Origin of the sequence: Salipiger aestuarii (assembly GCF_003259905.1) — a bacterium.
GTDB lineage: Bacteria > Pseudomonadota > Alphaproteobacteria > Rhodobacterales > Rhodobacteraceae > Salipiger > Salipiger aestuarii.
In genome coordinates, this window is record NZ_QLMG01000007.1 from 84918 (window position 1) to 97492 (window position 12575).

Below are 12575 nucleotides of genomic sequence, written 5' to 3' on the forward strand. Positions count from 1 at the left end.
GCGACATGATCCCACGGGAAGGGAGACCCAGATGCGCAAGTTCCTTGTGATCCTCGATGACAGCCGGGAATGCCTCAATGCCATGCGGTTCGCCGCGATGCGGGCGCAGCACACCAGCGGCGGCGTCACTATCCTGTCGATCATCCCCCCCGACGAATTCAATCACTGGATCGGGGTGAGCGACATCATGCGCGAGGAAGCGCGCGAGCGGATTCAGGCCCACTACCAGGTTTTCGCCAAGTGGATGCGCGACCGCCACGGCATCGACCCCGAGCTGGTCATCCGTGAGGGCGATACAGTGGCCGAGATTCTGGCGCAGGTGAAGGCGGATGAAGCTATTGGCGTGCTCGTCCTTGGGGCGGCATCGGGCAAAAAGGGGCCGGGGCCGCTGGTCAGTCAGATGAGCCGCAGTTCCGGCAGTCTTCCGATCCCGGTGACCATCGTGCCGGGGGACATGTCGAAGGAACGGCTTGAATCGGTCACCTGAGGCGCGGGGCAATTTTTAGAATCGTTCCAAACCTTGACCCGCGCGGCCCTGGGGCGCATATAAGAGGCGCCCCTGCGAAAGGTATCGCCCAGATGTTTATTCAGACCGAATCGACCCCGAATCCCGCGACCCTGAAATTTTTGCCCGGCCAGGCTGTGCTTGGCGCAGGCACTGCGGATTTCCCCAGCGCCGATGGTGCCGAGGCGTCGCCGCTGGCGCGGCGCCTGTTTGACGTGACCGGCGTGACCGGTGTCTTTCTGGGGTCCGAGTTTGTCACTGTCACCAAGGACGAAGCCGCTGACTGGGATCATGTGAAGCCGGCCGTTCTGGGCGCGATCATGGAACATTTCCAGTCGGGCGATCCGGTGATGGCGGGCGAGGGTGGCGCCTCTGGCCATGCCGCGTTCGATGGCGAGGATGCCGAAATCGTTAGCCAGATCAAAGAATTGCTTGACACTCGCGTGCGCCCCGGCGTGGCGCAGGATGGCGGCGACATCACGTTCCACGGGTTCGACCGCGGCGTGGTCTACCTGCACATGCAGGGCGCCTGCGCGGGCTGCCCGTCGTCGACGCTGACGCTCAAGATGGGCATCGAGAACCTGTTGCGGCACTACATTCCCGAAGTGTCCGAGGTGCGTCCGGTCGCGGTCTGACGCTTTGAAAGACCGTCTGACACTTGGGTTCGACAGTTCGGCCGCGCATTGCGCGGCCGCTCTGCTGAAGGGCGACACCGTGCTGGCGCGCCGCTCCGAAGATATGTCGCGCGGACAGGCCGAACGCCTGATGCCGCTGCTTGAGCAATTGCTGGCCTCGCAAGGGCTTGCCTGGGCCGATCTGCACCGCATCGGGGTGGGCACCGGGCCGGGCAATTTCACCGGCATCCGCATCGCGGTGGCCGCGGCGCGCGGCCTGTCGCTGTCGCTGGACATCCCGGCGCTGGGCATCACCACGTTCGAGGCGATCCGCATGGATGCCGATGGCGCCGCGGCCGTGCCCGCCCCGCGCGGGCTGTTCCACGTTCAGGGCCGGGTGGGCGCGGTGCGCACCGTCGCCGCCGAGGTGCTGAACGGCGCGACGTTGCCGCCCGAACCCGCGGAACTGGCGGCGCGCATCGCCCGGCTTGCGGCGAGCGGCAAACCCGGCGGGCGCCCGGCCCCGCTCTACCTGCGCCCCGCCGATGCCGCGCCATCGCGTGACACACCGCCCGCAATCCTGACGTGACCGCCGCCGAGCTTGCTGCCCTGTCGGCCCGCGCCTATCGCCACATGCATCCCTGGTCCGAGGCGAATTTCGCCGAGACGCTCGCGCAACCGGCGACGCTGTTGGTCAGCGTCGAAGGCGCCTTTGCCCTTGGGCGGGTGATCTGCGACGAGGCCGAGATCCTTGCGTTGGCCACCGATCCCGCCCGGCAGCGCGCGGGGCGGGGGGCCGGCGTTCTGGCGCGGTTCGAAATTCAGGCCAAGACACGCGGTGCCGCGCGGGTTCTGCTGGAGGTCGCCGCCGCGAACACCCCCGCCCGTGCCTTTTACGCCGCGCGGGGCTATGCCGAGGTCGCCCGGCGCAAAAATTACTACGCAAAACCCGGCGGAGGGCGCGACGACGCGTTGCTCATGACAAAGGCGTTGGCCTGACGACACTGGCGCGGCCAGGGAAACCGCACGTCAGTCGATGAAGAAAGCAGTTGACCCCTTGCATCGCCAAAGCTTTGATCGACAACGATCTGCATGGATCAGAAAATGAGCAGGGCGCGTGATCGTCCGCCACCACCACCTGGGAGCAAGACATGACCCTGATGACCAAATTTCTCGGCACGGGCGCCGCGCTGGCGCTGACCGCAGGCGCTGCGCTGGCCGACCCGGCGCTGATCTACGATCTTGGCGGCAAGTTCGACAAATCCTTCAACGAGGCCGCCTTTATGGGTGCCGAGGAATACGCCGCAGAGACCGGGGGCAGCTACAAGGACATCGAACTTCAGTCCGAGGCGCAGCGCGAACAGGCTCTGCGCCGCTTTGCCGAGGCGGGGTTCAACCCGGTGGTGACGACGGGCTTTTCGATGTCCTCGCCGATCTCGTCGGTCGCGGCCGATTATCCCGACACCAAGTTCGTGACCATCGACGGCTATGTCGACCCGTCCGAACACCCCAACGTGCTGTCCATCCTGTTTTCCGAACACGAAGGGTCCTACCTGACCGGGGTGCTGGCGGCGCTGGCGTCTGACACGGGCACTGTCGGCTTTATCGGCGGCATGGATATTCCGCTGATCCGCAAATTCGCCTGCGGTTATGCGCAGGGCGTTCTGGCGACGAATCCCGATGCCACCGTCATCAGCAACATGACCGGCACCACCCCGGCGGCCTGGAACGATCCGGTCAAGGGCACCGAGCTTGCCAGCGCCCAGATCAGCCAGGGCGCGGATGTGATCTTTGCCGCTGCCGGTGGCACGGGCATCGGTGTGCTGCAGGCGGCTGCCGATGCGGACATCCTGTCCGTTGGCGTCGACAGCAACCAGAACCACCTGCATCCCGGCAAGGTGCTGACCTCCATGCTCAAGCGTGTCGATGTGGCGGTGCGCGAATCGATGGCGCAGGGCGCGGATCTGGAAACCGGCGTGATGATGCTGGGTCTGGCCGAAAACGGCGTGGGATACGCGCTCGATGACAACAACGCCGATCTTATCACCGCCGAGATGAAATCGGCGGTGGATGCCGCGCGCGAACAGATCATCGCGGGCGAAGTCACCGTGCACGATTATTCGTCCGACGACAGCTGCCCGGCGCTCAGCTTCTGATCCGTCCCGAATCCGTCAAAGGAGGCTGCCTTGCGGCCTCCTTCCTCCATTCAGCAGGCCCGCTCCATGACCCAAGCCCCCGCCATCGAGCTGAAAGGCATCTCCAAGGCCTTTGGTCCCGTGCAGGCCAACAAGGACATCAATGTCCGCGTGATGCCCGGCACGATCCACGGCATCATCGGAGAAAACGGCGCCGGAAAATCGACGCTGATGTCGATCCTGTACGGCTTTTACAAGGCCGACGCGGGCGAGATCTTTGTCGCGGGTCGCAAGACCGACATTCCCAACAGTCAGGCCGCCATCGCCGCTGGCATCGGCATGGTGTTCCAGCATTTCAAGCTGGTGCAGAATTTCACTGTACTGGAAAACGTCATCCTTGGCGCCGAAGACGGCCCGATGCTGCGCCCCTCTCTGGCGCGCGCGCGCGGCGTGCTGAAACAACTGTCCGAGGATTACGAGCTGTCGGTCGATCCCGATCAGCTGATTGAAAACCTGTCCGTTGGGCATCAGCAGCGGGTCGAAATCCTCAAGGCGCTGTATCGGCAGGCTGACATCCTGATCCTGGACGAACCCACCGGCGTGCTGACCCCGGCCGAGGCCGACCACCTGTTTCGCATCCTTGACGGGCTGCGCGCGCAGGGCAAGACCATCATCCTGATCACCCACAAACTGCGCGAAATCATGGAGATCACCGACACCGTGTCGGTCATGCGTCGGGGCGGGATGACAGCCACGGTAAAAACCGCCGAAACCTCGCCCGAACAGCTGGCCGAGCTGATGGTGGGCCGCAAGGTGTTGCTTCAGGTCCACAAGACGCCCGCCCGGCCCGGCGCTCCGGTGTTGCAGATCGACGATCTGCGCCACACCGACCGCCACGGGGTCGAGCGGCTCCGGGGGGTCTCGCTGACTGTTCACGCGGGCGAGGTGCTGGGCATCGCCGGCGTCGCGGGCAACGGGCAGTCTGAGCTGCTTGAGGCGATTGGCGGCTGCGTCGATGCCAGCGGCAGCATCCTGCTGAACGGCAAGGCGCTGCCGCTGTCCGGCCCCGGATCGGACGGCGCGGCGCGGCGCGCGGCCGGCATCGCCCATGTTCCCGAGGATCGCCAGACCGAAGGGCTGATCATGCCCTTTACCGCATGGGAAAACACGGTGTTCGGCTATCACCGCGACCCTGCCTGTCAGACCGGCCCGCTGATGAACAACGCCGCCATCAAGCAACAGGCGCAAGACAAGATGACCCGCTACGACGTGCGCCCCCCCAACCCGGCCCTGGCGGCGCGCAATTTTTCGGGCGGCAATCAGCAAAAGATCGTCCTGGCGCGCGAAATCGAACGCGACCCCGACGTGCTGCTGATCGGGCAGCCGACGCGGGGGGTCGATATCGGCGCCATCGAATTCATCCACAAGGAGATCATCCGCCTGCGCGACGCGGGCAAGGCGATCCTGCTTGTGTCGGTCGAACTGGATGAAATCTTTGCGCTGTCCGACCGCATCGCGGTGATGTTCGACGGCAAGATCATGGGCGAACGCGCACCCGAAAGCACCGATCAGACCGAACTGGGATTGCTGATGGCGGGCGTGACCGCGTCGCAGGCGGGCGATCCGATCGCGGCGGTCGATGCGTCGCTGCACCAAAAGGAACGACGCGAGGCCCGTGCCCATGACTGACTGCGCCATCCGTGTCCCCCTGAATGTCCAACACGAGGCCTCCCATGGATAAGATGCCCGCCTGGGCCGACGCGGTGCTTGTGCCCCTGATTTCGATCCTGCTGGCGGCGCTCCTGTCGGCGCTGGTGATCCTTGCCATCGGAGAGTCGCCGCTGGACGCGCTGACCCTGATGATCGAAGGCGCACTTATGCGCAGTTCCGGCTGGGGCTATACGCTGTATTATACGACGAATTTCATTTTTACCGGCCTGTGCGTCGCGGTCGCCTTTCATGCCAGGATGTTCAATATTGGCGGCGAGGGGCAGGCGATGATCGGCGGACTTGGCGTGGCGCTGGTCTGTCTGTTTATCCCGTTTCCGCACTGGTCCGTTGCGCTGCTCGTGGCGACGCTGGCGGCGGCGGTGTTCGGCGCGCTCTGGGCATTGATCCCGGCGTATCTGCAAGCGAAACGCGGCAGTCATATCGTGATCACCACGATCATGTTCAACTTCATCGCGGCGGCGGTGCTGAACTATGTGCTGGTCAATCTGCTGCGCCCCACGGGCGCGATGGATCCGGCGACCGCGACTTTCCCCGCCGCGACCCATCTGCCGACGTTTCAGGACATGTTCGCGACCCCGGACAACCCGCTGTTCCGGGGGGCGCCCGCCAATGTCACCTTTTTCCTTGCGGTGCTGGCCTGCGTCGCCTTCTGGCTGGTGATGTGGCGCACGCGGCTGGGCTATGAAATCCGCGCCTTTGGCCATTCCGAAAGCGCTGCGAAATACGCGGGCATTTCTCCGGTGCGCATCACCGTGGTGGCGATGCTGATGTCGGGGGGGCTGGCCGGAATGATGGCGCTCAACACCACAATGGGCGAAGCCGAACGACTGGTTCTGAACGCGACCGAGGGCGCGGGGTTCATCGGCATCGCCGTGGCGCTGATGGGCCGGTCGCATCCGGTCGGCATCTTTCTGGCGGCGCTGCTGTTCGGCTTCCTGTACCAGGGCGGCGCGGAACTGGCGCTGTGGACATCCATCCCGCGTGAGCTGATCACCGTGATCCAGGCGCTGGTGATCCTGTTCACCGGGGCGCTGGACAATATGGTTCGGATGCCGCTGGAACGCGTCTTCCTTGCGCTGAGAAAGGGTGCCTGATGGATCTTCTGACGTTGCTTCAGGTGCTCGATTCCACCGTGCGCCTTGCCACGCCGTTGCTGCTGGCCTGCCTTGCGGGGCTGTTTTCCGAACGCTCGGGCGTGTTCGACATCGGGCTGGAAGGCAAGATGCTCGCTGCCGCCTTTGCCTCGGCAGCGGTGGCGGCGCTGACCGGATCGGTCTGGATCGGGCTGCTGGCGGGCATCGGGGCGGCGGTGTTCATGAGCCTGATCCACGGGCTGGCCTCGATCACCTTTCGGGGCAATCAGCTGATTTCCGGGGTGGCGATCAACTTTCTGGCCTCGGGGCTGACGGTGCTGATCGCGCAGGATCTGTTCGGGCAGGGCGGGCGCACCCCATCCCTGATCGGCGCGGGGCGGTTCGAACCGATCACCTTGCCGTTTGCCGAGGCGCTGTCGGGCGTGCCGGTGCTTGGCCCGATCTATGCGGACCTGATTTCCGGGCACAGCATTCTTGTCTACGTTGCCTTTGCCATGGTTCCGCTCAGCTGGTGGGTGCTGTTTCGCACCCGCTTTGGCCTGCGCCTGCGGGCGGTGGGCGACTCGCCCGAGGCAGTGGACACGGCAGGCGTCTCCGTCGCCGGTTTGCGATACGGTGCGGTGCTGATTTGCGGCCTGCTGTGCGGGCTGGCGGGGGCGTATCTTGCGACGGGCCTGCAAGCGGGCTTCGTGCGTGAAATGACCGCCGGGCGCGGCTATATCGCGCTTGCGGCGCTGATCTTTGCCAAGTGGCGGCCAGTCCATGCGCTGTGGGCCTGCCTGCTGTTCGGCCTGCTGCAAGCGGTCGCGCTGCGGTATCAGAACATCCATCTCGGCGGCATCACCATCCCGGTGCAGGTGATGGACGCGCTGCCCTATATCCTGACGGTCATCATTCTGGCGGGCTTTGTCGGCAAGGCGATCCCCCCGCGTGCGGGCGGTGAGCCCTATGTCAAAGAACGCTGATCGCTGGCATCCTCGCGTCCAGGCGCCTATCTGCGACGGGAATACGGATGAAAGGGCCTTGCCGATGCGCGTGATCTTTATGGGAACTCCCGATTTCTCGGTGCCGGTGCTGGACGCGCTGGTCGACGCGGGGCACGACATCGCCGCCGTCTATTGCCAGCCGCCCCGCCCCGCCGGACGCGGCAAAAAGGACCGCCCCACGCCGGTGCACGCAAGGGCCGACGCACTGGGACTGAGCGTGCGCCACCCCTCCAGCCTGAAATCCGCCGAGGAACAGGCGCGCTTTGCCGGGTTGAACGCGGAGGTCGCGGTGGTGGTGGCTTACGGGCTGATCCTGCCGCAGGCGATTTTGGATGCCCCGGCAAAGGGCTGCCTGAACATCCACGCCTCTCTGCTGCCCCGCTGGCGCGGCGCGGCGCCGATCCATCGCGCCATCATGGCAGGCGACAGCGAAACCGGCATCTGCATCATGCAGATGGAGGCGGGGCTGGATACGGGCCCGGTGCTGCTGCGCGAGGCCACGCCGATCGGCCCCGAGGAAACAACCGGCACGCTGCACGACCGGCTCGGCGCCATGGGGGCCCGGCTGATCACACGGGCGCTCGCCCGGCTCGACGCGCTGACACCCAGCGCGCAGCCCGAAGAGGGTGTCACCTACGCCCACAAGATCGACAAGGCCGAGGCCGCCATCGACTGGACTCGCCCCTCAACCGAGATCTCGCGCCAGATTCGCGGGCTTGCCCCGTTTCCCGGCGCTTGGACAACCATAGGGGGTGACCGGGTCAAGCTGCTGGGCGCGCGTGTCGCTGCGGGCGAGGGCGCGCCGGGCAAAGCCCTGGATGACGCGCTGACCATCGCTTGCGGGCAGGGCGCGGTACAGATCACCCGGGCACAGCGCGCGGGCAAGGGGGCACAAGTGGCGGACACTTTCCTGCTCGGCCAGCCGGTTCCGCGCGGCACCGTATTAGGGGCGCCCTGATGTTCCCGGTCATGATCGGCACCATCGTCATCGCCGGAGTTGTGGGCTACGCATCCGAGCGCACCGGCTTTACCCGCAACGGGGTGATCCAGAGCATCATCATCTGCATCGGCGGCGCCTTCCTTGCGTATTTCGTGCGACTGATGTTCGGCATCGGCTTTGGCTCGCCGGGGATCAATGCCATTGCGTCATCCATCGGTGCGCTTATCATCGTACCCACCCACTGGCGCCCCCGCCGATGATGTCTCGCCTAAGTGCCATGTCCGCCGCCCCCCCCGGCCGGAGTTTTTCCGGCAGGATGAAGACACGGCGCCGTGCCCCGGCTTCATCTTGCCAAATAAACTCCGGGGGGCCCGCAGGGCGGGGGCAGCGCCCCCTCCGGCGCTCGACATCCGCGCCAGCGGCTGCTACAAATCGCCGATGATCCCGCAAGCACCCTTTATCTACTGCATTTCCTGCTGACATCTGTCGGGTCCGCCCGACGCGTGGCGGGACGGTCCTCTATTCCCTTCGGGCATCGAAATTGATACCCCCGCCGCGATCTTCCCTGCGAAGGAGCGCGCCATGGATATTTTCCTGACCAACACCCGGACGCGGGCAAAAGAACTGTTCACGCCGATCGACCCCGGCAATGTGCGGATTTATGTCTGTGGTCCAACCGTTTATGATCGCGCGCACATGGGCAACGCGCGGGCGGCGATCGTCTTTGACATGCTGGTGCGGGTGATGCGGCAGGTCTACGGTTCCGCTCAGGTCACCTATGTGCGTAACTTCACCGACGTGGATGACAAGATCAACGCCACCGCACAGGCGCGCAAGGTGGCGGGCGATCCGCGCCCGCTCGAAACGCTGATCGCCGAACGCACGGAAGAAACCATCGGCTGGTATCTCGAAGACATGGCAGCGGTCGGCGTGGCCGAACCCGACCACATGCCGCGCGCCACCCGGTACATCCCGCAGATGATCGCGATGATCGCGGGGCTGATCGCCTCGGGTCATGCCTATGCCGCCGAGGGGCATGTGCTTTTCTCGGTCGCCAGCTACCGGAATTACGGCGCGCTGTCGGGCCGGACGGTCGATGACATGATCGCGGGCGCGCGGGTCGAGGTGGCCCCCTACAAGCGCGACCCGATGGATTTTGTGCTGTGGAAGCCGTCCTCTGACGATCTGCCGGGTTGGGACAGCCCCTGGGGCCGTGGGCGTCCGGGTTGGCACATCGAATGCTCGGCCATGAGCTACGAACTGCTGGGCGAGAGTTTTGACATTCACGGGGGCGGCAACGACCTGATGTTTCCGCACCACGAGAACGAGATCGCGCAAAGCTGCTGCGCCCACCCGCAGGGGGATTTCGCAAAGGTCTGGCTGCACAACGAGATGTTGCAGGTCGAGGGCAAGAAGATGTCCAAGAGCCTGGGCAATTTCTTCACCGTGCGCGATCTGCTGGATCAGGGCATCCCGGGCGAGGTGATCCGGTTCGTGTTCCTGTCGACGCATTACCGCAAGCCGATGGACTGGACCGCCGAGAAGGCGACGAGCGCGACTAAGACACTTCGGCATTGGTACGATCAGACCGCGGGTATGCAGGCATCGCCTGACCTCGACCCCGAGCTTCTGGAAGCGGTCTGCAATGACCTGAACACGGCGGGAGCGATCGCGCGATTGCACAGGCTTAGCGCCGAGGGCAAAGCAGGGGATTTGTTGGCCGGGCTGACCTTCCTGGGGCTCTCGCTTGTAAAAGCTCCCGGCTGGGGGCTGCCGAGCGCAGCGGATTCCGGCATTGCCCTGTTGGCAGATAAGCTTGCCGCTGCACGCGCCGAAGCCATGCAGAGCAAGGATTTTTCCGAGGTGGACCGCCTCAAGGCGGCATTCCTCTCGGCCGGGATCGAGGTGCGGATGTCTAAGACCGGGGTCGAGTTGATGCCCGGGCCGGGGTTTGATCCGGCAAGGCTGGCGGGGCTGTGATGCTGCCTGCGTATTTTGTCTTTGGCGGCGGGCGGCGGGCGGCTGTCTGCCCCGCGCTCACCCAAGCCCGGCCCCCCCGAGGGTGTTTTGACCGACTGGAAAGAGGGCGCGGCTGATGGGAACGCGGCTGTATCTTTACGACACCACCCTGCGCGACGGGCAGCAAACGCAGGGCGTGCAGTTTTCCACCGCTGAAAAACTGCGGATCGCCAAGGCGCTGGACGATCTGGGGTTGGATTATATCGAAGGCGGCTGGCCCGGTGCGAACCCCACCGACAGCGCCTTTTTCGATGAGATTCCCCCGACCCGCGCCGTGATGACAGCCTTTGGCATGACCAAGCGGGCCGGGCGCTCTGCCGGGAACGACGATGTGTTGTCGGCGGTGTTGAATGCGGGCACACCGGCGGTCTGTCTGGTCGGCAAGACCCATGATTTCCATGTCACGGCGGCGCTTGGCATCGACCTGTCCGAGAATGTCGACAACATCCGGGCCTCGGTCGCGCATATCGTGGCGCAGGGCCGCGAGGCGCTGTTCGATGCCGAGCATTTCTTTGACGGCTGGAAGGCGAATGCGCCTTATGCGCTGGAATGCCTCAAGGCGGCATATGACGCGGGCGCACGCTGGATCGTGCTGTGCGACACCAATGGCGGGACGCTGCCGCATGAGGTTTACCGGATCGTGCAGAAGGTCATCACCGGCGGCATTCCGGGCGAAAATCTTGGCATCCATACCCACAATGACACGGAAAACGCGGTGGCCTGTTCGCTGGCGGCCGTCGATGCGGGCGTGCGGCAGGTGCAGGGCACGCTGAACGGGCTGGGCGAGCGGTGTGGCAATGCCAACCTGACGTCGCTGATCCCGACCCTGCTGCTGAAAGAACCCTATGCCAGCGCCTGCGACATCGGTGTCGGCAAGGATGCGCTGGAGGGGCTGACCCAGATCAGCCGGATGCTGGACGAGGTGCTGAACCGCGTGCCGATGCGGCAGGCGCCCTATGTCGGCAGTTCGGCCTTTGCGCACAAGGCGGGGCTGCACGCAAGCGCAATCCTAAAGGACCCGACGACCTATGAACATGTCGATCCGGGTACGGTCGGCAATCGCCGCGTGATCCCGATGTCGAACCAGGCGGGGCAGTCGAACCTGCGCCGCCGTCTTGCCGAGGCGGGGCTGGAGGTTGCGCCGGGCGATCCCGCGCTGGCCCGCATCCTGGACGAGATCAAGACGCGCGAGGCGCAGGGCTATACCTATGACACCGCGCAGGCGTCGTTCGAGTTGCTCGCGCGCGGGGGTCTGGGGCGGCTGCCGGACTTCTTCGAGGTCAAGCGGTACCGTGTCACCGTCGAGCGGCGCAGGAACAAATACGATCGCATGGTGTCGCTTTCCGAGGCCGTCGTGGTGGTGAAGGTGGCTGGCGAGAAAAAGCTGTCGGTGTCCGACAGTCTGGACACCGAAGGCCATGACCGGGGGCCGGTCAATGCGCTGTCAAAGGCGCTGTCCAAGGATCTTGGGCCTTATCAGCCGGTGATCGACGACATGCGGCTGGTGGATTTCAAGGTGCGCATCACGCAAGGGGGCACCGAGGCGGTCACGCGTGTCATCATCGACAGCCAGGACGGCAAGGGGCGGCGATGGCAGACCGTGGGCGTCAGCGCGAACATCGTGGATGCCTCGTTCGAGGCGCTGCTGGACGCGGTGCGCTGGAAGCTGATCCGCGATTGCGGCGAGGCGGGGTGACCGGGGCGTCCGCACTCTTTTCTTTTCGGGCCGCTCGCTTAGGTGCAGTACATGGATTTTGACGACGATCTTATCGCCTGCGCGCAACTGGTCGAGCGGGGCGACCCCGACCGTTTCGCGGCCACAATGGCGGCGCCGGCACCCGCACGGGCGGCGCTGTTCGCGATCTATGCCTTTAACGTCGAGGTCGCGCGCGCGCCCTGGCTGACGCAGGAAAGCATGATCGCCGAGATGCGCCTGCAATGGTGGCGCGACGCGCTGGAGGAAATCCGCAAGGGTGGCCTTGTGCGCCGCCACGAGGTGGTCACGCCGCTGGCGCATGTGATCGACGCGGGCAGCGCCGATCTGCTCGACCGTCTGGTCGGGGCGCGGCGCTGGGACATCTACAAGGACCCGTTCGAGGACGCCGCGCATTTCACCCGGTATCTTGAGGAAACCTCGGGGCATCTTGTCGCCGCCGCGGGGCGCGCGCTGGGCGGTCTGCCTCAGACGGTGGCGCTGGATGCGGGTTATGCCTCGGGGCTGGCGCAATTCCTGCGTGCGGTGCCCGAGCTTGAGGCGCAGAACCGCGTGCCGTTGGTCGATGGTCGCCCCGACGCCGTTGCTGCGCTGGCGCGGGGCGGGTTGGACCGGCTGGCACGGGTGCGCCGCGCGGGAGTGACCGGCCCGGCACGGGCGGCGTTGCTGGCCTGCTGGCAGGCAGGGCCGCTGCTGCGGCTGGCGGCGCGCGATCCGGCCCGCGTCGCCCAGGGCCGTTTGCAGGTTTCGGAGTTCCGCAAGCGTTCAGGGCTGATGCGCGCCGCGCTGACGGGCCGGATCTAGGGGCTTGCCCAACCGTCGGGGGACCGGCACAAA

13 protein-coding genes are annotated in these 12575 nt (G+C 65.4%); all 13 read left to right on the forward strand.

Features of this window, described 5'->3' with window-relative positions; genetic code table 11:
• The first annotated feature begins 31 nt into the window (after positions 1 to 31).
• The 13 genes from ATI53_RS05875 (at position 32) to ATI53_RS05935 (ending at position 12542) form a co-directional block, all read left to right on the forward strand.
• The gene (locus tag ATI53_RS05875) at positions 32 to 487 is read left to right on the forward strand and encodes a universal stress protein (RefSeq protein WP_009504085.1); all 456 of its coding nucleotides are present in this window, start codon (positions 32 to 34) and stop codon (positions 485 to 487) included.
• 92 nt (positions 488 to 579) lie between these two features.
• Positions 580 to 1140, forward strand: coding sequence for a NifU family protein (locus tag ATI53_RS05880; RefSeq protein ID WP_009504086.1), 561 nt, complete (start codon positions 580 to 582; stop codon positions 1138 to 1140).
• Positions 1141 to 1144: 4 nt separating this feature from the next.
• Positions 1145 to 1708, forward strand: coding sequence for a tRNA (adenosine(37)-N6)-threonylcarbamoyltransferase complex dimerization subunit type 1 TsaB (gene tsaB / locus ATI53_RS05885; RefSeq protein ID WP_009504087.1), 564 nt, complete (start codon positions 1145 to 1147; stop codon positions 1706 to 1708).
• Positions 1705 to 2118, forward strand: a complete 414-nt coding sequence (locus ATI53_RS05890) for a GNAT family N-acetyltransferase (protein ID WP_009504088.1) — start codon at positions 1705 to 1707, stop codon at positions 2116 to 2118. The genes tsaB and ATI53_RS05890 overlap by 4 nt, the downstream gene beginning before the upstream one ends.
• A 152-nt stretch (positions 2119 to 2270) precedes the next feature.
• The gene (locus ATI53_RS05895) at positions 2271 to 3275 is read left to right on the forward strand and encodes a BMP family lipoprotein (protein WP_009504089.1); all 1005 of its coding nucleotides are present in this window, start codon (positions 2271 to 2273) and stop codon (positions 3273 to 3275) included.
• A gap of 66 nt (positions 3276 to 3341) precedes the next feature.
• On the forward strand, positions 3342 to 4943 hold the full coding sequence (locus ATI53_RS05900; protein WP_009504090.1) for an ABC transporter ATP-binding protein: 1602 nt from the start codon (positions 3342 to 3344) through the stop codon (positions 4941 to 4943).
• A 44-nt stretch (positions 4944 to 4987) separates the two neighbouring features.
• Positions 4988 to 6079: an ABC transporter permease gene (locus tag ATI53_RS05905; RefSeq protein WP_009504091.1), complete on the forward strand. Its 1092-nt coding sequence runs from the start codon at positions 4988 to 4990 to the stop codon at positions 6077 to 6079.
• Entirely contained in the window at positions 6079 to 7044 is a 966-nt protein-coding gene (locus ATI53_RS05910; protein ID WP_009504092.1) for an ABC transporter permease, read from the forward strand. The genes ATI53_RS05905 and ATI53_RS05910 overlap by 1 nt, the downstream gene beginning before the upstream one ends.
• Positions 7045 to 7108: 64 nt before the next feature.
• Positions 7109 to 8023 carry a methionyl-tRNA formyltransferase gene (gene fmt, locus ATI53_RS05915; RefSeq protein ID WP_009504093.1) on the forward strand — a complete coding sequence of 305 codons (915 nt, stop codon included), beginning with the start codon at positions 7109 to 7111 and terminating at the stop codon, positions 8021 to 8023.
• Entirely contained in the window at positions 8023 to 8265 is a 243-nt protein-coding gene (locus ATI53_RS05920) for a hypothetical protein (RefSeq protein WP_009504094.1), read from the forward strand. The genes fmt and ATI53_RS05920 overlap by 1 nt, the downstream gene beginning before the upstream one ends.
• Positions 8266 to 8587: 322 nt before the next feature.
• Positions 8588 to 9985: a cysteine--tRNA ligase gene (gene cysS / locus ATI53_RS05925; protein WP_111549942.1), complete on the forward strand. Its 1398-nt coding sequence runs from the start codon at positions 8588 to 8590 to the stop codon at positions 9983 to 9985.
• Between the two features lie 115 nt (positions 9986 to 10100).
• Entirely contained in the window at positions 10101 to 11720 is a 1620-nt protein-coding gene (cimA, locus tag ATI53_RS05930) for a citramalate synthase (RefSeq protein WP_111549943.1), read from the forward strand.
• 51 nt (positions 11721 to 11771) lie between these two features.
• Positions 11772 to 12542 (forward strand): squalene/phytoene synthase family protein, encoded by a 771-nt coding sequence (locus ATI53_RS05935; protein WP_111549944.1) that lies wholly within the window; start codon positions 11772 to 11774, stop codon positions 12540 to 12542.
• Positions 12543 to 12575 lie beyond the last annotated feature (33 nt).